The sequence below is a fragment of the Halobacteriovorax marinus SJ genome (assembly GCF_000210915.2).
Lineage (GTDB): Bacteria > Bdellovibrionota > Bacteriovoracia > Bacteriovoracales > Bacteriovoracaceae > Halobacteriovorax > Halobacteriovorax marinus.
In genome coordinates this window covers 3,294,259-3,313,497 of record NC_016620.1, presented here as the reverse complement: position 1 = coordinate 3,313,497, position 19,239 = coordinate 3,294,259, and the positions used below count along the sequence as shown (strand labels likewise).

Here is a 19,239-nt window from a genome sequence, read left to right as displayed (position 1 = left end):
AAAATCCTCATTCTTTTATGCTCTCTGTGTTTGAATTGAAGCTTGAGGGAAGCGAGAGAAGTAGGTTGAGTTTTCAATAGGCTTGTAAGGCTATCTAAAGTTGTGTATCTAGGTTAAAATTCAATGATTAATTTGATTCAAAGGATGAATTTACATGAAGCTTTCAACAGGTTTTTGGCAAACATATAAAGAAGTACCAGCAGACGCCGAGATTCCATCTCATCAATTGATGGTTAGGGCCGGACTGATTCATAAAATGGGATCAGGTCTCTATAGCTACCTTCCTTTTGGATATAGATCCATAAGAAAAGTAGAGCAGATTATTAGAGAAGAGCTGGATAAGGCCGGGTGCCATGAGATTCTTATGAGTATGGTGACTCCTGGAGAGCTATGGCAAGAGTCTGGTAGATGGGATGCAATGGGCGATCAGATGCTGAAAGTTAAAGATAAAGGTGGTCGCGACCTATGCTTATCTCCAACAAATGAAGAAGCCGTTACAGATATTTTTAGAAAGACGATTAAGTCTTATAAGAACCTTCCAGTTACTCTCTATCAAATTAATACAAAGTTTAGAGATGAGCTAAGGCCAAGATTTGGTCTTATGCGTGGACGTGAATTCACAATGAAAGACGGATATAGCTTTCACATTGATAAAGATTCTCTAGATGAAGTCTATGACAGAATCTTTAAGGCCTATGAGGCCATCTTCACGAGAGCAGGACTGGAGTTTAGTGCGGTAGAAGCAGATGCAGGTGCCATGGCCGATAGCGATCAAAAAACTCACGAGTTTCAAGTTATAGCCAATACTGGTGAAGATGAAGTTATCTATTGTAATGAAACAGGTTACGCCGCCAATATCGAAAAAGCGCAAACAAAGAGAGGGAAGCTACAATTTGATCTCTCTGCTAGCGAAGTAACAAGAGTTGAAACTCCGAATATGGGAACAATTGAGTCTGTTTGTGATTTTTTAAAAGTTCCAAAAGAGCAGTCGATTAAATCTCTAGTCTATAAGTCTACGATCGGTGATGAGGAAGAGACAGTTCTAGTTCTTTTATTAGGGGATGACTCTCTAAATGAAATTAAGCTCAATGCTTTCTTAAAAGCTGATAACCTAAGGCCAGCAACAGATAGTGAAATGCTCTCTGAGGGCTTCACAAAAGGCTATATTGGGCCTCATAAATTAAGTGCGAAAGCGAAAATTATTTTTGATAGTGCCGTCAATTTAGATGCTTACTACTGTGCAGGAGCTAACGAAGAAAATGCTCACTACAAAGGAATTAATCCTAAAAGAGATGTTGAGAGCTTTGAAGTTGCAGATCTAAGACTTGCAATGAAGGGAGACTTAACTCTTGATGAAAAAGGCGTTGTCGATATTAGAAGAGGTATCGAGGTTGGACATATTTTTCAACTCGGTGACAAGTATACAAAGGCAATGGGAACAACAGTGTTAGATAGTAATGGAAAGGCCATGAATCCACTTATGGGTTGTTATGGAATTGGAGTTACTAGAGTCGTGGCCGCTGCAGTAGAGCAACATCACGATGATAAAGGTATTGTTTGGCCAATGGCCCTCGCTCCATACCATGTCTATTTCGCAGAGATTACAAAGTCTGCAGAAAATAAAGAACTAGCTGAGAAAATTTATAATGAAATTTTAGAGGCCAATATTGAAGTCGTTTTTGACGATAGAAAAGCGGGTCCAGGATTTAAATTTAAAGACGCTGATCTTTTGGGTCTTCCTCTACAGCTCGTTTTTGGAGAGAGAGATTTTAAAAAGGATGGAATGCTTGAGATAAGAATTAGAAAGACAGGCGAGAGCTTAAAAGTTAAGCCAGAAGACGTGGTTTCTAAGTTACAAGAGTTAATTAAAGGATAGTAGTGAAAACATTTGATTTAATCGTAGGAATTCATAGCATTGCTGAGGCGATTACTAATCGTCCAAGTGCCGTAAGAAAAATTATAGCAACGGCTGAAGGTCTAAAAGAGTTTAGAAAGAAAACTCGCTTAGATAAAGAGATCAAGCAATTTGATGTGAAGATTGTTTCACCCCATGATGTTCAAAAGATGGCAGAGCAATTTTATAAAGAGCTAGAGCTCTCATTTCAGCGTGTACCATCTCAAATTTTTATGGTCGTTGATCCGGTTGAAACTTATGACCTTGCTTGGCTCTATGATCAAATTGATAAATCACCTCGCTATAAAATCCTTTGCCTCGATCAAGTAACAGATGTTCACAATGCTGCTGCAATTATGCGAACAGCGGCTTTCTATGGTGTGGATTGTGTTGTTACAGGAGCGAAAGGGCACTTTGGTACGGGTCCATCGTTTGCGAGAATTGCCTCAGGTGCAATAGAGCACGTTAATATTGTTATTTGTTCATCACTTCCTAAGGCCATTACAAAACTCATTGAGAAGAATGTAAGTGTGATTGGTTTTTCTGAGCATGCAAAAGAGGATGGAGACGGTGTCGATATTTCTGGTCACGTTGCTCTAGTCTTAGGTGCAGAAGATGTAGGTATGTCTAATGCTGTTTCAAGGGTAGTTGAGCATAGGGTAGCAATAAAGCCTCTTGGAAAAATAAAGTCTTTGAATGTTTCAGTGGCAGCAGCGATTGCCATGGAACGTTGGCTTAAATAAGAAATATTTTTAATAATTTTTTTTAATTTTTTTTAAAAAAAGTGTTGATTTTAAGTGCGGAAGCATTTATAAATTCAATCCTCGAAACAATTTATTCCTCGGATGAATTGAAAATTTGTTAAAAAATATCTTAACAAATTTAGATTTTGGGATTATGCTGGTTTAGCTCAGTTGGTAGAGCACCGGTTTTGTAAACCGGCGGTCGTAGGTTCAAATCCTATAACCAGCTCCATTTAAATGGCGAAATTGCCGAGTGGCCAAAGGCAACAGACTGTAAATCTGTCGGGTTATCCCTTCGATGGTTCGAATCCATCTTTCGCCACCATCTTCTTTCGTGTTTAAGTGGATGGAATAAAAAATTAATCTATGCGGGCGTAACTCAGTTGGTAGAGTGTCAGCCTTCCAAGCTGAATGTCGCAAGTTCGATCCTTGTCGCCCGCTCCATAAAAAAGTCTGTTAACCCACAGGCTTTTTTTTTGCCTTTTTTCTAAAAATCTTTCATTTAGTGCTACAATAACCCTAGTCTTTAATACGGATGAGGTGGGAAGTGCTCTTCAGTAAATTTAAGTTTTTCTATACCATTGTATTTGTCATCTCCACGAGTTTAGTAACTCAAGCCTCCGAGTTATCTAGAGATCAATTTGTAAAAGAAGTAGCGAAGAGAATCGGCTACTACGAGTTAGTAGGGAAGGCATCGAAACACTGTCACTCGGGAAGACTTCTCTTTGTGAACGAGAAGAAGCCTCTGGAAGGACTTCGATTTGCTAATAAAATTTTCTTTGGGCCATTAGCTAAAAAAGAATCTGAACATAACGAAGATGGTTATTGCTCGATCTTGGAAAAATTTAAATATACGACCAATTCAATTACACAAACCACTAAGGTTTATAAGTGTGACAAAAGCCATAAGGGCGATGAGGCCGTCTCAACTCAAATTATTTCTTTTGATGATTCAAAGAATGAGCTTATTTATAAAAGCCTAGAGTCTAAGATTACTTGTAAATTCAAAAGAGTATTTTCTAGGGCGCAAAGATGAAGAACTTACTAAAGGCGCTCTCGCTATTTTTACTATTCTCTATGTCCGCTCTTACACAAGATATTGTCGATATAAATTCAGTCGTCAAGAAAAGTACAAACCCGCCATCTGGTGATTGCCACGACTGTCGTACATCTAGCAATACAGGTGGCCATCCATTACCTACTGAGCACAGAAAAGATGGATTATATTTCAACGAAAAATGTACAAACTTCATTAAGGCTAACGGTGAATCTGGAGAGTGGGGAAACCTTATCACTAGCTATATTGACGAAGTCGGTGGTGAAGAAAGTCTTTTTTTAAACGATGAGTTGCGTGGAATGACTGCGCAACCTAGGACATGTCCAAATTGGTATAATCTAAATACCAATCAGAGAAAAGAGTTTTGGGTGTGGATGATGGCCTCCATTGCTCATATTGAATCTTCATGTGATAAGGGTAAGGTGAATACGGGAAGAGTTCCAAACCCTTCTGATAGACCTAGAGGCCTATTTCAACTTAATACATTAAAGAAGAATCGCTCTTGGCGCGGCTCTAATTGTAAGTTCCCATCAGGGGCAGAGCATACAAATAAGCCTGTTAACCAGATTAGATGTAGTATGGATATTATGCACGAGCTCTTAAAAGGTAAGGGCGGAGAGTATAAGTCCAATGGAAAGATATTTCCGACAAATAGTTACTGGGAAAAATTGCGTCCAAGCAATAGTAAGACAGGTGGAAAAATTGGAAAGCTTGTTAGAGGCTATCCACCTTGTAAAGTTGAGTAATCAATCAGAAAATAAATCTTGACGGCGCAATAGTGAACTCGCTAGCATTTAGCGTTCTTAGCATATGCTTGTGTGGCTCTGCGAAGCAGGCAAATTGCTTTTGCAATTTGATGCTCGCTTTACCGTAATGAAAAGCGAAACCTCAGTTTCGATTTGCATGGGCGGACACTGAGCCGATATTTCAATGCTTGTGTGGCTCAGTGGTAGAGCACTTCCTTGGTAAGGAAGAGGTCACGGGTTCAATTCCCGTCACAAGCTCCATTCTTATTTATCAAAACCATTCGAGTACTTTTTTCAACAGCCGTTGTCAGCTTCAAAAAGCTATTGGATAAATTCATAAATTGAAATAAGGAAAATTTATGAAAGCTATTTTTATGGCACTAATTCTCTCTGCCAATACTTACGCGATCTCTCAAGAATGCAAAGATGCAACTGTTAAATATGAAGGCGCTGTTGAAACATATGGTGCAAACACAGCAGTGGCCTCATTGGGTTGGCAAGCTTACGAAGTATGTAAGCAAGAGTTGAATTCTTACGACCAAGCACTAGTGGAAGTTCTGAAGAAAAGATGTTTAGAGAATAATGATTCAGAGGGATCAATGTATAGAGCTTTTGAAGCAGGTTGTTCACTTCGAGCAGTAGAATACTTTCTCTATTCTCAAGCCGAGCAGTAAAATTCTCTCAAATTAGGACTAAATAACACTAAATATCGGGCCTTTTTTGCCGAAAAGGCCTTTAATTAATTGACGTTAGATAAGTTAGATTGTAAATCATTTGCTAATTATAGTGAAATGCGTTGGTGTCCGACACAATTTTGGCCATGGTGAAAGATTTTTCTCTTGTCATGGACTCGATATTGGTCGATACTTTGTACTCATTTTAGATAACAAACATGATTCATATAACAAGCTTTTAAGGAGACTTAGTCATGGCAAAGGAATCTTTTGACAGAAGTAAGCCCCACGTAAACATTGGTACGATTGGGCACGTTGACCACGGTAAAACAACATTAACAGCAGCAATTTCAATCACTCTTGCAAATGCAATGGGTGGAGAAGTTAGAAAATTCGACGAGATTGACTCTGCTCCAGAAGAAAAAGCGAGAGGGATTACAATTAATACTTCTCACATTGAGTACGAGACAGCTAACCGTCACTATGCTCACGTAGACTGTCCAGGTCACGCCGATTATGTAAAGAACATGATTACAGGTGCTGCACAGATGGACGGAGCGATCCTAGTATGTTCAGCGGCAGATGGGCCAATGCCACAAACTAGAGAGCACATCCTTCTTGCTAGACAGGTTGGTGTACCAGCGATCGTAGTATTCTTAAACAAAGTAGACCAAGTAGATGACGAAGAACTACTTGAGCTAGTAGAGATGGAAGTAAGAGAACTTCTTTCTTCTTATGACTTCCCAGGTGACGATCTTCCAATCGTAGCAGGTTCAGCGCTTGCAGCACTTGAGATGAGAGACGATGCAATTGGAAAAGACAAAGTACTTGAGCTAATGGCACAAGTTGACGAGTATATTCCAACTCCAGAAAGAGATATTGATAAGAACTTCCTAATGCCAGTAGAAGACGTTTTCTCAATTTCAGGACGTGGTACAGTTTGTACAGGTAGAATTGAAAGAGGTATCGTTAAGGTAAACGAAGAAGTAGAAATCGTAGGTATCAAAGAAACAACTAAGACAACTGTAACAGGTGTTGAGATGTTCAGAAAGTTACTTGACGAAGGTAGAGCAGGTGATAACGTAGGTCTTCTTTTAAGAGGTGTTAAAAGAGAAGAGATCGAGCGTGGTCAGTGTTTAATTAAGCCAGGAACAGTAACTCCACACTCTAAGTTTAAGTGTGAAGTTTATATTCTTTCTAAAGAAGAAGGTGGAAGACACACTCCAATCTTTAAGGGATATAGACCACAATTTTACTTCAGAACAACAGACGTTACTGGAGCGATCGAGTTAGCAGCTGGAACAGAGATGATCATGCCAGGTGATAACACTTCATTCGACGTAGAGTTAATTACTCCAATCGCAATGGAAAAAGGTCTTAAGTTCGCAATCCGTGAGGGTGGTAGAACGATTGGTGCTGGAACAGTATCTGAGATCGTAGAGTAGATCGAGAGAGAACCTTGATAAGGTTCTCGGTTCGAGATACAAAAATAAGAAAAATCAAGGCCGTCTTCGGATGGCCTTTTCTTTCCCTAAGGGTGTATAGCTCCAATTGGTAGAGCGGCTGATTCCAAATCAGTAGGTTGGGGGTTCGAGTCCCTCTGCACCCGCCACTTAAATGTCCTATAAATTTCATATCATTAGTTCTCAATAAATTATGTCAAGATGCTTGGAAAAACTTCATGTTTTAGGTGTGCGTTAAATTCAGTTTGAGAAATAGATGGACAAATTGTCTCATTTGTTGGATATATGGAAAACTTATACGTAAATAATAACAAATTTTTAGCTATTTTTTGCTAGAAAGTTTAGTCCAAGGATTTTTCGGATGTCATTTATTCGAGTTGAAGACGGAAAGAAGTGGATCAATGCATTTGTTGCAATAATCAGTATTTTAGCTGGTTTTGTAATGATTAGATTTGTTGGTCAATTAGGTGAATGGTTTGATTTAGAAGCAAAAATTTCAAACTTCCTCGCAGTATCTCAAGGATTGGGAATCGTTGTTGGTTTAGGTACTTTTGTAGGAATCTTGAAGAATAAGAATGCTTCAACACACATGCAAGAAGTATATTCAGAGCTTGTTAAGGTTGTATGGCCAGACAAGGACTCTGTATTAAAGATGACAGTCGGTCTTGTAATCACTGTCTCTATAATAAGTGGAATCTTTGTATTAATAGATTTCTTATTTAGAAAAGTTTTAGAGTTATTGTACTAATTATAAGGTGATATATGTCTGAAGAAAATAAAACAGAAGAGACTTCTGAAGTAGTTGAGTCAACGGAAACTAATGAAGCAACTGAAACAGCTGAAGGCGAGCTAGCGGCAGGAGATTCTCCTGACTTTAAGTGGTTTATTGCCAAGACTCTAACTGGTCAAGAAGGTAAGGTTCAGAGAGCTCTAAGAGAGAGAATCGTTAATTATAAGCAAACAGAGTTCTTCTCTGAGATTATGGTTCCTGAGGAGACTGTTACCTCTCACGCGAATGGTAGGAAAAGAACTATAAAGAAGAAGTTATTTCCAGGTTATGTATTGATTAAAATGATTATGAATGATAATACATGGCACCTTGTAAAAGATACGGATAAGATTACTGGTTTTGTTGGTGGGACATCTGACAAGCCGGCTCCAATTTCTGATGAAGAAGCTGCCTATATGACAGGTCAGCAAGGTGAAGGGTTCAAGAAGTCGAAAACTACGGTTGATTTCGCCGAAGGTGAAACAGTTAAAGTTATCGAGGGACCATTTGCTTCATTCGTTGGAACTGTGGAAGCAATTAGTGAAAAAGGTAAAATTCGTGTAAACGTCTCAATTTTCGGTAGACCAACACCGGTTGAGTTAGATTTTACACAAATTGAAAAAGCATAAATATTAACAAGTTGGTAGATCGTATAGATCGCAGGAGTAATCATGGCAAAGAAGATTACAGGTTTCATTAAACTACAAATTGAAGCCGGAAAAGCAAACCCTTCACCTCCAATTGGACCAGCACTTGGTCAAAAGGGTGTGAACATCATGGAATTCTGTAAAGCATTCAATGCGAAGACGCAAAAAGAAGCTGGAACAGTTCTTCCAACAATTATTACAGTTTATTCTGATAGATCATTTTCGTTTGTAACGAAAACACCACCAGCATCTTACTTACTTAAGACAAAACTTAAGTTAAAAAGAGGATCTCAAAAGCCAGGTACAGAAGTAGCAGGTTCAGTTCCTAAGAAAGTTGTTGAAGAAATAGTTGAAGCTAAGAGACCGGATCTTACTGCAGCATCACAAGAAGCAGCAGAAAGAACAATTGAAGGTTCGATTAGAGCAATGGGATTAAAGTTAGACTATTAATTAAGTGGGAGAACGAAAGTTCGTTAGAACCAATGAGGTGTTATCATGGCTAAGACAAAGTCAAAAAAGTATTTAGAAGCTGCTGCTAAGGTAGACAGTACAAAATTATATTCAATTGAAGAAGCTATTAAGTTAGCAAAAGAAACAAGCTATGTTTCTTTTGATGCAACTGTTGACGTAGCATTCAACCTTGGTGTTGATCCAAGACACGCTGATCAAATGATCCGTGGTGCTTTAGCTCTTCCTGCTGGTACAGGTAAAGACGTTAGAGTTTGTGTTATTACTTCAGGTGATAAAATCAAAGCTGCAGAAGAAGCGGGAGCTGATTTCGCAGGTGGTGATGATATCGTTCAAAAGATTGCCGGTGGTTGGCTTGACTTTGATAGAGTAATTGCATCTCCAGACATGATGGGGAAACTTGGTAGAATCGGTAGAGTTTTAGGGCCAAGAGGTTTAATGCCTAACCCAAAACTTGGAACTGTTACTCCTGACGTTGCGAAGGCCGTAGCTGAGCAAAAAGCAGGTAAAGTTGAGTACCGTACTGAGAAGAATGGTATTATCCATATTCCTGTTGGAAAAGTTTCATTCGAAGAAGACAAGCTAAAGCAAAACATTGAAGCAGTTGTTTCTGCAATTGTTAAGGCTAAGCCATCTTCAGCAAAAGGAACGTACTTAAAGACGTTAACTTTTAGCTCGACTATGGGACCAGGAATTAAAGTAGATACTTTAGAAGCGCTAAGTATAGCGAAATAATAGGGTTGAAGAAAGCAGGTTACGCCTTCAAGGGATTGAGCGTGTAAATCCAGCCGAAACTCCCTCCTAATATTAACCAATTTGGAGGTTTTATGTTAACCAGAGAAGAGAAAGGCGCCATTATCGATTCACTTAAAGGTGATATCGAGAATGCGAAGGGTATTTTTCTTACAAATGTTATCGGGATGACTTCAAACGATGGTGTAGCTCTAAGAAAAGAAATTAGAGAGGCCAACGGGAAGCTAGTGGTAACTAGAAATACTCTTTTTGGACTTGCGTCTAAGGGAACGGAAGCAGAAGAAATGCTTTCTAACCTTAAAGGTCCACAAGCGGTAGCATTTGCATTTGAAGATGCTCCGGGTGTTGCAAAGGCTTTAAAAGAAGCTGGAAAGAAACACGAAATGGTAGAACTAAGAGGCGGAATTCTAGATGGAAAAGTTCTTTCTATCCAAGAAGTTCAAGCTCTTGCAGATTTACCATCACTTGATGAAATGCTAGGAACATTACTAGCTACTTTCAATGCTCCTATTTCAGCATTAGCAAGAGTGCTATTTGCTATTCAAGAGCAGAAAGAATCAGGTGCAGAGCCAGCTCCAGTAGAAGCGGCTGCAGAAGAAGCTCCGGCTGCTGAAGAAACAGCAACTGAAGAGTAAAAAGTTAACAAATTATTATTGATTATTATTTTTAAAAAATTTAGGAGTTTTATATGTCAATTACAAACGAACAACTTATCGAACACATCTCTGCAATGTCTGTTTTAGACGTAGCAAACCTAGTAAAAGAATTAGAAGAAAAATTTGGTGTATCAGCAGCTCCTGTTGCTGTAGCTGGTGCTGCTGCTGGTGCAGCTGCTGAAGAGCAAACTGAATTTACTGTAATGCTAACTGACGCTGGTGCAAAGAAAATCAACGTAATTAAAGAAGTTAGAGGAATTACTGGACTAGGTCTTAAAGAAGCTAAGGAACTTGTTGAAGGTGCTCCGAAGCCAATTAAAGAAGGTATTGAGAAAGCTGAAGCAGAAGAAATCAAGAAGAAACTTGAAGCTGCTGGAGCTAAAGCTGAACTTAAGTAATTACTTACTTTGTTCAACTTTTAAAGACTTAAGTCTTTAAGAATTAAAAAAATAAACGGTGTGAAGACGGACGCGTCTTCACGCCTTTTTGCATTTTGGCAAAAAAAATAATTTTAAATCGATTTTTTATATACTTCTTCTCTCTAGGAGACATCAAATGACTGAGGTTTTTAAGCCGAATGAATGGTATCGAAAGAGTTTTTCTACAGCTCCAACGGTACTTGAGACACCACCACTCATGAATCTTCAGTTGAAATCTTTTGAAGAATTTCTACAAAAAGATGTGCCACCGGCACAGAGAAAAATGGTTGGTTTACAACAAGTATTCCACTCTGTTTTCCCGATTCACGATTTCAACAAAACAGTTTCATTAGAATTTGTTAGTTATACTTTGGAAGAGCCTAAGTACTCTGTTAAAGAGTGTAGACAAAGAGGCCTTTCGTATGAAGCACCACTTAAAGTGGTTGTTCGTCTAGTATTCTACGAAGTAAACGTAGATAAAGACGGAAACGAGCAAAGAACTGTATCTTCTATTAAAGAGCAGGAAGTTTACTTAGGTAACATCCCTTTAATGGCTGAGACAGGTTCATTTGTCTATAACGGAACTGAGAGAGTTATCGTATCTCAGCTTCACAGATCTCCAGGGATTATTTTTGAGCACGACTCAGGTAAGAAGCACTCAAGTGGTAAATTACTTTACTCTGCTAGAATTATTCCACATAGAGGTTCATGGTTAGACTTCGAGTTTGATCACAAGAACGTTCTATTCGCGAGAATCGATAGAAAAAGAAAATTACATGCAACTGTAGTTCTTAAGGCGATGGGATATTCAACGACAGATCTTTTAGAAATGTTCTATGAGATGGAAACGTTAAATATCAACAAGGACGCTACTTTCACTAGAGAGCTTGATTTCTCTCTTATGATTGGAACAAGAGCATTAAATGACATTCTTGATCCAAGTTCTGGAAAAGCACTTGTTAAGAAAGGGAAGAAATTCACTAAAGCTTCTGTTAAGAAATTAAACGAAGCTGGAATTACTGAAATTTCTGCTGAGCTAGAAGAAGTAATTGGAAAAGTTGCTGCGGAAGATATTTTTGATGAAAATACAGGTGAAGTTCTTTGCCTTGCTAACGAAGCACTTTCAGAAGCAAAGATTCAAGAACTAATCGCTGCTGGTATTACTAAAGTAAAAGTAATCTATATTGATATGATTAACTTTGGTGACCAAGTAAGAAATACTCTTCTTTTAGATAAAACAGATACAAGAGATACTGCACTTATCAAAATCTTTGAAAGACTACGTCCAGGTGAGCCACCGACTGTAGAAGCTGCAGAACAGTTATTTGATAACTTATTCTTCAACGAAGAGAAGTATGACCTTTCGAAAGTTGGTCGTATGAAAATTAATTATAAATTTGGTCTTAATGTTCCAGTTGAAAATACTGTTCTTACTAAAGAAGACATTATCATGACGGCTAAATACCTTGTTGAACTCAACAATGGTAAAGGTAAAGTTGATGATATTGATCACCTTGGTAACAGAAGAGTACGTGCAGTTGGTGAACTACTTGAGAACCAATTTAGAGTTGGTCTTGTTCGTATGGAAAGAGCTGTTAAAGAAAGAATGGCTATCCAAGAAATCGAAACTATGATGCCTTACGATCTGGTAAACCAAAAACCAGTATCAGCATCAGTTAAAGAATTCTTCGGATCTTCTCAGCTTTCACAGTTTATGGATCAGACAAACCCACTTTCTGAAGTAACTCACAAGAGACGTCTTTCAGCTCTAGGGCCAGGTGGTCTTACTAGAGAGAGAGCAGGTTTCGAAGTTCGTGACGTTCACTCTACTCACTACGGTAGAATGTGTCCGGTTGAGACTCCAGAAGGACCGAATATTGGTCTAATTACTTCACTTGCTACATATGCAAGAGTTTCTGAATATGGATTTATTGAAACTCCATACCAGACAGTAAATGAAGATCTATCATTAGGGGCAGCTAAGTACTTCACAGCTTTTGAAGAAGAAGGAAAAGTTATTGCTCAGATTGATAATAACCATATCGTTGATGGAAAAGTTGACGGTGAACACGTTCCTTCTCGTGCGGCTGGTGAATTTACACTTGTACCAAACGATCAAGTAGAGCTAATGGACGTTTCGCCTCAGCAGATGATCTCGATTGCAACATCATTAATTCCTTTCCTTGAGCACGATGATGCCAACCGTGCCCTAATGGGATCGAACATGATGAGACAGGCCGTGCCTGTTGTTAGAACTGATGCTCCAATCGTAGGTACAGGTATCGAAAGTACTGTTGCTAGAGATTCGGGTGCAATTCTATTTGCGAAGCATTCTGGTAGAGTTATCTTTGTTGACTCAAACAGAATTGTTATTCAAAGAGATAAGTTTGATGAAGGTCAATCTGGTGTTGATATTTACAAACTTGTTAAATACCAAAGAACAAATCAAAATACTTGTAACAACCAAAAAGCACTAGTGAAAGAAGGTGATGTCGTTTCTAAAGGAATGGTTATTGCTGATGGTCCTGGTACTCACTTAGGTGACCTTGCTCTTGGGCAAAACGTTCTTGTAGCGTTCATGCCATGGGGTGGTTACAACTATGAAGATTCGATCTTAATTAACGAAAGATTACTTGCAAGAGATGTTTTCACTTCTGTTCATATCGAAAGTTATGAAGTTGAAGCTAGAGATACAAAACTTGGTAAAGAAGAAATTACTCGTGATATTCCAAACGTTTCTGAAGAGGCTTTAAAAGATCTTGATGAAGCAGGGATTATTAGAGTAGGTGCTATCATTAAGCCAGGTGATATTCTTGTTGGTAAAATTACTCCAAAAGGTGAGACTCAACTTTCACCGGAAGAGAAACTTCTTAAAGCAATCTTTGGTGATAAAGCTGGAGATGTTAAGGATACTTCTTTAAGAGCACCATCATCAGTTCGTGGAACTGTTATTGATGCAAAAGTTTACACAAGAGAAGGTGTAGAGCTTTGTGCAAGATCTAAGGAAATCATTGAGCAAGAAACAACTTTAATTAGAAGAGATGAGAGAATTGAAATTAAAGCAATTCAAACTTCTTCAATTTTAAAGATTGCTGAAATGCTTAAAGGTGCAAAAACAACTGATAGACTAGTTTCTGAAGATGGTTCATCTGAACTTCTTCCGAAAGGAGCTGAGCTAACAGGTGAAGTTCTTGCTTCGATTCCTTTTGAGCTTATTGGTTACTTACCATTAGAGCCAGCGCTTGAAGAAAGATTAAGTGAATACTTCGCAGATGTTAGAAATAGAATCAATAGAGTTCGCCAAAAAGCTAACGACGAAATTGCTAAGCACCATAGAGGTGATGAGTTACCTCCTGGAGTAATTAAGAAAGTTACAATTTATGTAGCGATCAAGAGAAAGCTTCAGCCTGGTGATAAGATGGCCGGTCGTCACGGTAACAAAGGTGTTATCTCTAACGTTCTTCCACAAGAAGATATGCCATTCCTTGCAGACGGTACTCCTGTCGAGATCGTACTTAACCCTCTAGGGGTTCCATCTCGTATGAATATTGGTCAGCTTCTAGAGCTTCACCTTGGTTGGGCCGGTCGTGGTCTAGGTGAGAAAATGAAAGCTCTTATTGAAGATCAAGTAGAGATGGCCGAGATTAAGGATTATATCTACAAGATCTACGAGACAGAAGAAGTTAAAAACTGGCTCAAGAAAGCTTCCGATAAAGAAGTAAGAGCTGTTGCAGACCAATTAGCTACAGGTGTTCGTTTCTCAACTTCAGCATTTGACGGTGCTAAAGAAGAGAAGATTAGACAAATGCTTGCTCTAGGAGACCTAGAGGAGAATGGTAAGACAACATTATTCGACGGTATTACAGGTGATGCTTTTGCAGAAGATGTAACTGTTGGAGCGATGTACATGCTTAAGCTACACCACCTTGTAGATGAAAAACTTCACGCAAGATCTACAGGTCCTTACTCACTTGTAACTCAGCAACCACTTGGTGGTAAGGCTCAGTTCGGTGGTCAGAGACTTGGGGAAATGGAAGTTTGGGCGCTAGAAGCATACGGTGCTGCATATACTCTTCAAGAGTTCTTAACAGTTAAGTCAGATGATGTGATTGGACGTACAAGAATGTATGAGTCGATCGTAAAAGGTGAGCAAGTACTTGAGCCAGGTCTTCCTGAGTCATTCAACGTACTTATTCGCGAGCTACAAGCTCTTTGTCTTGATGTTAAGTTAGACGAAACTACTGAAGAAGAATTTTTTAATTAATTTTTATCCCCGAGTAAAAGCTCGGGGACATATTGAGGATTAGGCATGAAAGACTTACTGAACTTTTTTGACAAACCAAAAGATCCGATTAGCGTTGAGGCAGTATCTGTAAAGATGGCTTCACCTGACACAATTCGTGAATGGTCATTTGGAGAAGTTAAAAAGCCTGAAACAATTAACTACAGAACTTTCAAACCAGAAAGAGACGGTCTTTTCTGTGCCAAAATTTTTGGACCTGTAAAAGATTACGAATGTATCTGTGGTAAATATAAGAGAATGAAGCACAGAGGTGTTGTTTGTGAAAAGTGTGGTGTTGAAGTTACACTTTCAAAAGTAAGAAGAGAGAGATGTGGACACATTGAGCTTGCTGCTCCAGTTGCACATATCTGGTTCCTACGTTCACTACCTTCACGTTTAGGTGCACTTTTAAACTTAACTCTTAAAGAGCTTGAAAAGGTTCTTTACTATGAAGCATTCATCGTTACTGCTTCAGCAACTGATGGACAAGATGGTGGTCTAGAAGTTGGTAGAGTTATTACTGAACAACAGTACTATGAGCTTAAAGAGCAAGGTATCGAATTCGAAGCTGGAATGGGTGGAGAGATTGTTAAAGATATGCTTAGAAAAGTAGATCTTGACCTTGATAATAAAGAGCTTAGAAGAGGACTTAAAGCTGCTACAACAGAAATGGCCAGAACAAAAATTGTTAAGAGGCTAAAAGTTGTTGAGTCTATTTTAAAGTCAGAGAATAAGCCTGAGTGGTTCATGATGGATGTTATTCCAGTATTACCACCAGATTTAAGACCACTTGTTCCTCTTGAGGCAGGACGTTTTGCGACTTCTGACCTTAACGATCTTTATAGAAGAGTTATTAATAGAAATAACCGTCTAAAGAGACTAAAGGAACTAAATGCTCCAGAAATCATTATTAGAAATGAGAAGAGAATGCTTCAAGAAGCAGTTGATGCTCTGTTTGATAATGGTAGAAGAGGAAAGGTTTTCACTGGAGCAAATAAGCGTCCATTGAGATCACTTTCAGATATGCTTAAAGGTAAGCAAGGTCGTTTCAGACAAAACCTACTTGGTAAGCGTGTTGATTACTCTGGTCGTTCTGTTATCGTTGTTGGACCAACGTTAAGATTACACCAATGTGGTCTTCCAAAACTAATGGCCCTTGAACTTTTCAAGCCGTTTATCTACAACAAGTTAATTGAGCTTGGTCACTGTACAACTATTAAAGTTGCTAAGAAAATGGTTGATCAGCAAAAAGAAGAAGTTTGGAATATCTTAGAGCAAGTTGTTCAAGAGCACCCAGTTCTTCTTAACCGTGCACCTACTCTTCACAGACTTGGTATTCAAGCGTTTGAACCAACTCTTATTGAAGGTAAAGCGATCCAACTTCACCCACTAGTATGTACGGCCTTTAACGCCGACTTCGACGGTGACCAGATGGCGGTTCACGTACCTCTTTCTTTAGAAGCACAGATTGAGTGTAGAATTCTAGCAATGTCTACAAACAATATCCTTTCTCCTAAAGATGGATCTCCAATTATTGTTCCTTCTCAGGATATTGTACTTGGTCTTTACTACATGACGAGAATTCGTCCTTACGCTAGAGGATACGGGAAAGTATTTGCTTCTAAAGAAGAAGCTCAATTCGCGTACCACTCAGGTAACCTACACCTTCAAGCTCCAATCAAAGTTAGAGTTGAGGGTCGTCTAATTGAAACAAGTGTTGGTAGAACATTCGTATACGATGCGATTCCATCTTGTCTTAAGTATGAAGACGTAAACAAGGTTCTAGGTAAGAAAGAACTTGGTGCTTTAATTGATAAGGCCTACAGAGTTGGATCTGAAAAAGATACAGTTCTACTTGCTGACTCTCTAATGAGACTTGGTTACTTCCAAGCAACGAAAGCAGGTATTTCGATTAACGTACACGATATGACAATTCCAGAAGAGAAAGTTTCTATTCTTGATGAAGCATATTCAGAAGTTTCAAAAATTACTGAAGAATATAACGAAGGTTCAATCACAAACGGTGAAAGATATAACAAGATCGTTGATGTTTGGGCGCAGACAGGTGAGAACCTAACTAAAGTTATGCTTGAGAGAATTTCAACAGATACTTTTACAAGTGATGTTGATGGTGAAGAAGATATTCACGCTCCTTCATTTAACGCTCTTTATATGATGGCAAACTCTGGTGCAAGGGGTTCTGCACAGCAGATGAGACAGCTAGCGGCCATGCGTGGTCTGATGGCAAAACCATCTGGTGAAATTATTGAGACACCAATTACTTCAAACTTCCGTGAAGGTCTATCGGTTCTCGAGTACTTCTCTTCAACACACGGTGCGCGTAAAGGTCTAGCCGATACTGCACTTAAGACAGCAAACTCTGGTTACCTAACTAGAAGACTTGTTGACGTTGCTCAAGATGGTATTATTAGAGGACTTGATTGTGGTACTCAAGACGGTATTACTTTAACTTCAACTATTGAAGGTGGAGAGATTGTTGAGCACGTTGCTGAAAGAGCAATGGGTAGAGTAACAGCAGCTCCTATCGTTGATGGTGAAGCACAAGAAATTTTCCCAAGAAACTACCTTCTAACTGAGAAAGACATGGACACTCTTAAAGAGCGTGATGTGGATCAGATTAAAGTTAGATCTGTTTTAACTTGTAAAGAAAGACATGGTTTCTGTGCGGACTGTTTTGGACGTGACCTTGCGAGAGGTAATAAAGTTTCAATTGGTGAAGCAGTTGGTGTTATTGCTGCTCAGTCAATTGGTGAACCTGGTACACAGCTTACGATGCGTACATTCCACGTTGGTGGTACTGCAACTGCAGGTGCTCAAGTTAACAAGACTCAGATTAGAACAGCCGGTGAGCTTTCTTATGAGAATGTTACTGTTGAGACTAAAGCTGATGGTTCAATGGTTGTAATGAACAAGGTTGGTGAGCTAATTATTAAAGATGCTCGTGGATCTGAAAAAGAAAGATACCCAGCAGTTTACGGTGCAAAAATCTTCTTCAAAGAAGGTGAAGCAGTAAACGTTGGTGATACAATTATCGAATGGGACCCGTTTGCAATTCCAGTTCTTACTGAAGTTAAGGGTACAGTTAAATTTGAAGATATTATTGCAGGTGCGACAATTAATGAGCAAACTGATGCAGTAACAGGTTTAACACAGAAGATTGTTGTAGAGTCTAAGGACCCATCTCTTCAACCAAGAATTTCAATTGTTGATGAAAACGGAAATCCAATTGTTGTTCCAGGAACGAAGAGACATGCTACATATAGACTTCAAGTTGGTGCCAATATTATGGTTAACGACGGTGAAGAAGTTGGTGCAGCAGATACTCTTTCTAAATTGTCTCGTGAAACAACTAAGACAAAAGATATTACCGGTGGTCTTCCAAGAGTTGCAGAACTTTTCGAGGCCAGAAAGCCTGCTAACGCTGCTCAAATCTCTGATGTGTCAGGTACAATTGAGTTTGGTCCAGAGCTTAGAGGTAATAGAAGAATTATCGTTAGGCCAGAAGACGGAAGTGAGCCAGTAACTTACTCTGTTCCAAAAGGTCGTTATGTGATCGTTAACGAAGGTGACTATATCCGTGCTGGTGAAGCAATTATGGATGGTCCTTCTAACCCACACGATATTCTAAGAGTTATGGGTATTAAAGCTCTTGCTCGTTACATTGTTGACGAGATCCAAGAAGTTTACCGTCTCCAAGGTGTTAAGATCGATGATAAGCACATTGAGGTAATTGTTTCTCAAATGCTTAAGAAAATCGAAGTCTTAAATGCTGGAGATACTAACTTTGTTGTTGGTGATTCGGTAACTAAAGGTGAATTTGAAGAAGTAAACGAGCAAATGATTGCTGATGGTTATGAGCCAGCTGAAGGTAGACCAATGTTACTTGGTATTACTAAGGCGTCATTAACTACAGACTCATTTATCTCTGCGGCTTCATTCCAAGAGACAACAAAAGTTCTTACTCAAGCAACTTTAGAAGGGAAGTCAGATTCTCTAAGAGGGCTGAAAGAGAACGTAATTATGGGTAGATTGATTCCTGCTGGATCTGGTATTTCGAAATATCGCGACTTTGAGGCCGTGGTAGAAGAGGAAGAGACAGAAAAAGTAGAGGAATCTGTTACATTAATGGTATAAAAAACTTGAATTGGCCAAATTGGTGTGATACATCAATTTGGCTGAATTAGCTAAAATTGCGATAGTAGTAGAAGGAGTGGGTAATGCCTACGATTAACCAGTTGATTAGAAAAGGTAGAACAGATAAGCAGACAAAGACTAAGTCTCCTGCCCTAGTTGCTTGTCCTCAGCGTAGAGGGGTTTGTACAAGAGTTTATACAACAACTCCAAAGAAACCAAACTCGGCGATGAGAAAAGTATGTAGAGTAAGGCTGACTTCAGGATTCGAAGTGACTTCTTACATCGGTGGCGAAGGTCACAACCTCCAAGAGCACAGTATTGTTCTTTTAAGAGGTGGGAGAGTAAAAGATCTTCCAGGTGTTAGATACCATACTATTCGTGGTGCTCTTGATGCAACAGGTGTTGATAAAAGAGGACAGAGACGTTCAAAGTATGGTTGTAAGAAGCCTAAGAAGTAATTGCTTAGCAAATTGTTATTAATCACTGGCCGCACGGTCGGTCAGAGTAAATCCC

At 39.0% G+C, this 19,239-nt stretch carries 15 protein-coding genes and 5 tRNA genes; all 20 read left to right on the top strand.

Going from position 1 to position 19,239, the window contains the following annotated elements; translation table 11 throughout:
• Positions 1-154 precede the first annotated feature (154 nt).
• The 20 genes from BMS_RS15870 to rpsL all read left to right on the top strand — a co-directional run bounded on the left by BMS_RS15870 (position 155) and on the right by rpsL (position 19,184).
• Positions 155-1,876 (top strand): proline--tRNA ligase, encoded by a 1,722-nt coding sequence (locus tag BMS_RS15870; RefSeq protein WP_014245837.1) that lies wholly within the window; start codon positions 155-157, stop codon positions 1,874-1,876.
• A gap of 2 nt (positions 1,877-1,878) precedes the next feature.
• Positions 1,879-2,637, top strand: a complete 759-nt coding sequence (locus BMS_RS17255) for a TrmH family RNA methyltransferase (protein WP_014245836.1) — start codon at positions 1,879-1,881, stop codon at positions 2,635-2,637.
• A gap of 156 nt (positions 2,638-2,793) precedes the next feature.
• A tRNA-Thr gene (locus BMS_RS15860) sits at positions 2,794-2,869 on the top strand.
• Positions 2,870-2,876: 7 nt separating this feature from the next.
• A tRNA-Tyr gene (locus BMS_RS15855) sits at positions 2,877-2,962 on the top strand.
• A gap of 43 nt (positions 2,963-3,005) precedes the next feature.
• A tRNA-Gly gene (locus BMS_RS15850) sits at positions 3,006-3,081 on the top strand.
• A gap of 103 nt (positions 3,082-3,184) precedes the next feature.
• On the top strand, positions 3,185-3,673 hold the full coding sequence (locus BMS_RS15845; RefSeq protein WP_044557724.1) for a hypothetical protein: 489 nt from the start codon (positions 3,185-3,187) through the stop codon (positions 3,671-3,673).
• Entirely contained in the window at positions 3,670-4,440 is a 771-nt protein-coding gene (locus BMS_RS15840; RefSeq protein WP_014245834.1) for a hypothetical protein, read from the top strand. The genes BMS_RS15845 and BMS_RS15840 overlap by 4 nt, the downstream gene beginning before the upstream one ends.
• Positions 4,441-4,626: 186 nt before the next feature.
• A tRNA-Thr gene (locus tag BMS_RS15835) sits at positions 4,627-4,701 on the top strand.
• Between the two features lie 98 nt (positions 4,702-4,799).
• Positions 4,800-5,114: a hypothetical protein gene (locus BMS_RS15830; protein ID WP_014245833.1), complete on the top strand. Its 315-nt coding sequence runs from the start codon at positions 4,800-4,802 to the stop codon at positions 5,112-5,114.
• Between the two features lie 254 nt (positions 5,115-5,368).
• Positions 5,369-6,559: an elongation factor Tu gene (gene tuf, locus BMS_RS15825; protein WP_014245821.1), complete on the top strand. Its 1,191-nt coding sequence runs from the start codon at positions 5,369-5,371 to the stop codon at positions 6,557-6,559.
• Positions 6,560-6,649: 90 nt separating this feature from the next.
• Positions 6,650-6,726, top strand: a tRNA-Trp gene (locus BMS_RS15820).
• A gap of 212 nt (positions 6,727-6,938) precedes the next feature.
• Complete coding sequence (gene secE / locus BMS_RS15815; protein ID WP_014245832.1) at positions 6,939-7,325, top strand: preprotein translocase subunit SecE; 387 nt, start codon at positions 6,939-6,941, stop codon at positions 7,323-7,325.
• A gap of 14 nt (positions 7,326-7,339) precedes the next feature.
• A complete protein-coding gene (nusG, locus tag BMS_RS15810) occupies positions 7,340-7,975 on the top strand; it encodes a transcription termination/antitermination protein NusG (protein WP_014245831.1) in 636 nt (211 codons plus the stop codon).
• A gap of 42 nt (positions 7,976-8,017) precedes the next feature.
• Entirely contained in the window at positions 8,018-8,443 is a 426-nt protein-coding gene (rplK, locus tag BMS_RS15805) for a 50S ribosomal protein L11 (RefSeq protein WP_014245830.1), read from the top strand.
• Between the two features lie 45 nt (positions 8,444-8,488).
• The gene (gene rplA / locus BMS_RS15800; RefSeq protein WP_014245829.1) at positions 8,489-9,196 is read left to right on the top strand and encodes a 50S ribosomal protein L1; all 708 of its coding nucleotides are present in this window, start codon (positions 8,489-8,491) and stop codon (positions 9,194-9,196) included.
• A gap of 92 nt (positions 9,197-9,288) precedes the next feature.
• Positions 9,289-9,849, top strand: a complete 561-nt coding sequence (gene rplJ, locus BMS_RS15795) for a 50S ribosomal protein L10 (protein WP_014245828.1) — start codon at positions 9,289-9,291, stop codon at positions 9,847-9,849.
• 53 nt (positions 9,850-9,902) lie between these two features.
• A complete protein-coding gene (rplL, locus tag BMS_RS15790; protein ID WP_014245827.1) occupies positions 9,903-10,268 on the top strand; it encodes a 50S ribosomal protein L7/L12 in 366 nt (121 codons plus the stop codon).
• A gap of 157 nt (positions 10,269-10,425) precedes the next feature.
• A complete protein-coding gene (gene rpoB / locus BMS_RS15785) occupies positions 10,426-14,553 on the top strand; it encodes a DNA-directed RNA polymerase subunit beta (RefSeq protein WP_044557723.1) in 4,128 nt (1,375 codons plus the stop codon).
• A gap of 45 nt (positions 14,554-14,598) precedes the next feature.
• The gene (gene rpoC, locus BMS_RS15780) at positions 14,599-18,726 is read left to right on the top strand and encodes a DNA-directed RNA polymerase subunit beta' (protein WP_014245825.1); all 4,128 of its coding nucleotides are present in this window, start codon (positions 14,599-14,601) and stop codon (positions 18,724-18,726) included.
• A gap of 83 nt (positions 18,727-18,809) precedes the next feature.
• Positions 18,810-19,184, top strand: a complete 375-nt coding sequence (rpsL, locus tag BMS_RS15775) for a 30S ribosomal protein S12 (RefSeq protein ID WP_014245824.1) — start codon at positions 18,810-18,812, stop codon at positions 19,182-19,184.
• Positions 19,185-19,239: the final 55 nt, after the last annotated feature.

Bases quoted from the DNA above. Each gene is read 5' to 3' on its own strand.
- rpsL (WP_014245824.1), top strand. From the start codon at position 18,810: ATGCCTACGATTAACCAGTTGATTAGAAAAGGTAGAACAGATAAGCAG.
- rpoC (WP_014245825.1), top strand. From the start codon at position 14,599: ATGAAAGACTTACTGAACTTTTTTGACAAACCAAAAGATCCGATTAGC.
- nusG (WP_014245831.1), top strand. From the start codon at position 7,340: ATGTCTGAAGAAAATAAAACAGAAGAGACTTCTGAAGTAGTTGAGTCA.
- BMS_RS15830 (WP_014245833.1), top strand. From the start codon at position 4,800: ATGAAAGCTATTTTTATGGCACTAATTCTCTCTGCCAATACTTACGCG.
- rplK (WP_014245830.1), top strand. From the start codon at position 8,018: ATGGCAAAGAAGATTACAGGTTTCATTAAACTACAAATTGAAGCCGGA.
- secE (WP_014245832.1), top strand. From the start codon at position 6,939: ATGTCATTTATTCGAGTTGAAGACGGAAAGAAGTGGATCAATGCATTT.
- BMS_RS15840 (WP_014245834.1), top strand. From the start codon at position 3,670: ATGAAGAACTTACTAAAGGCGCTCTCGCTATTTTTACTATTCTCTATG.
- rpoB (WP_044557723.1), top strand. From the start codon at position 10,426: ATGACTGAGGTTTTTAAGCCGAATGAATGGTATCGAAAGAGTTTTTCT.
- rplJ (WP_014245828.1), top strand. From the start codon at position 9,289: ATGTTAACCAGAGAAGAGAAAGGCGCCATTATCGATTCACTTAAAGGT.
- rplL (WP_014245827.1), top strand. From the start codon at position 9,903: ATGTCAATTACAAACGAACAACTTATCGAACACATCTCTGCAATGTCT.
- rplA (WP_014245829.1), top strand. From the start codon at position 8,489: ATGGCTAAGACAAAGTCAAAAAAGTATTTAGAAGCTGCTGCTAAGGTA.
- tuf (WP_014245821.1), top strand. From the start codon at position 5,369: ATGGCAAAGGAATCTTTTGACAGAAGTAAGCCCCACGTAAACATTGGT.
- BMS_RS15870 (WP_014245837.1), top strand. From the start codon at position 155: ATGAAGCTTTCAACAGGTTTTTGGCAAACATATAAAGAAGTACCAGCA.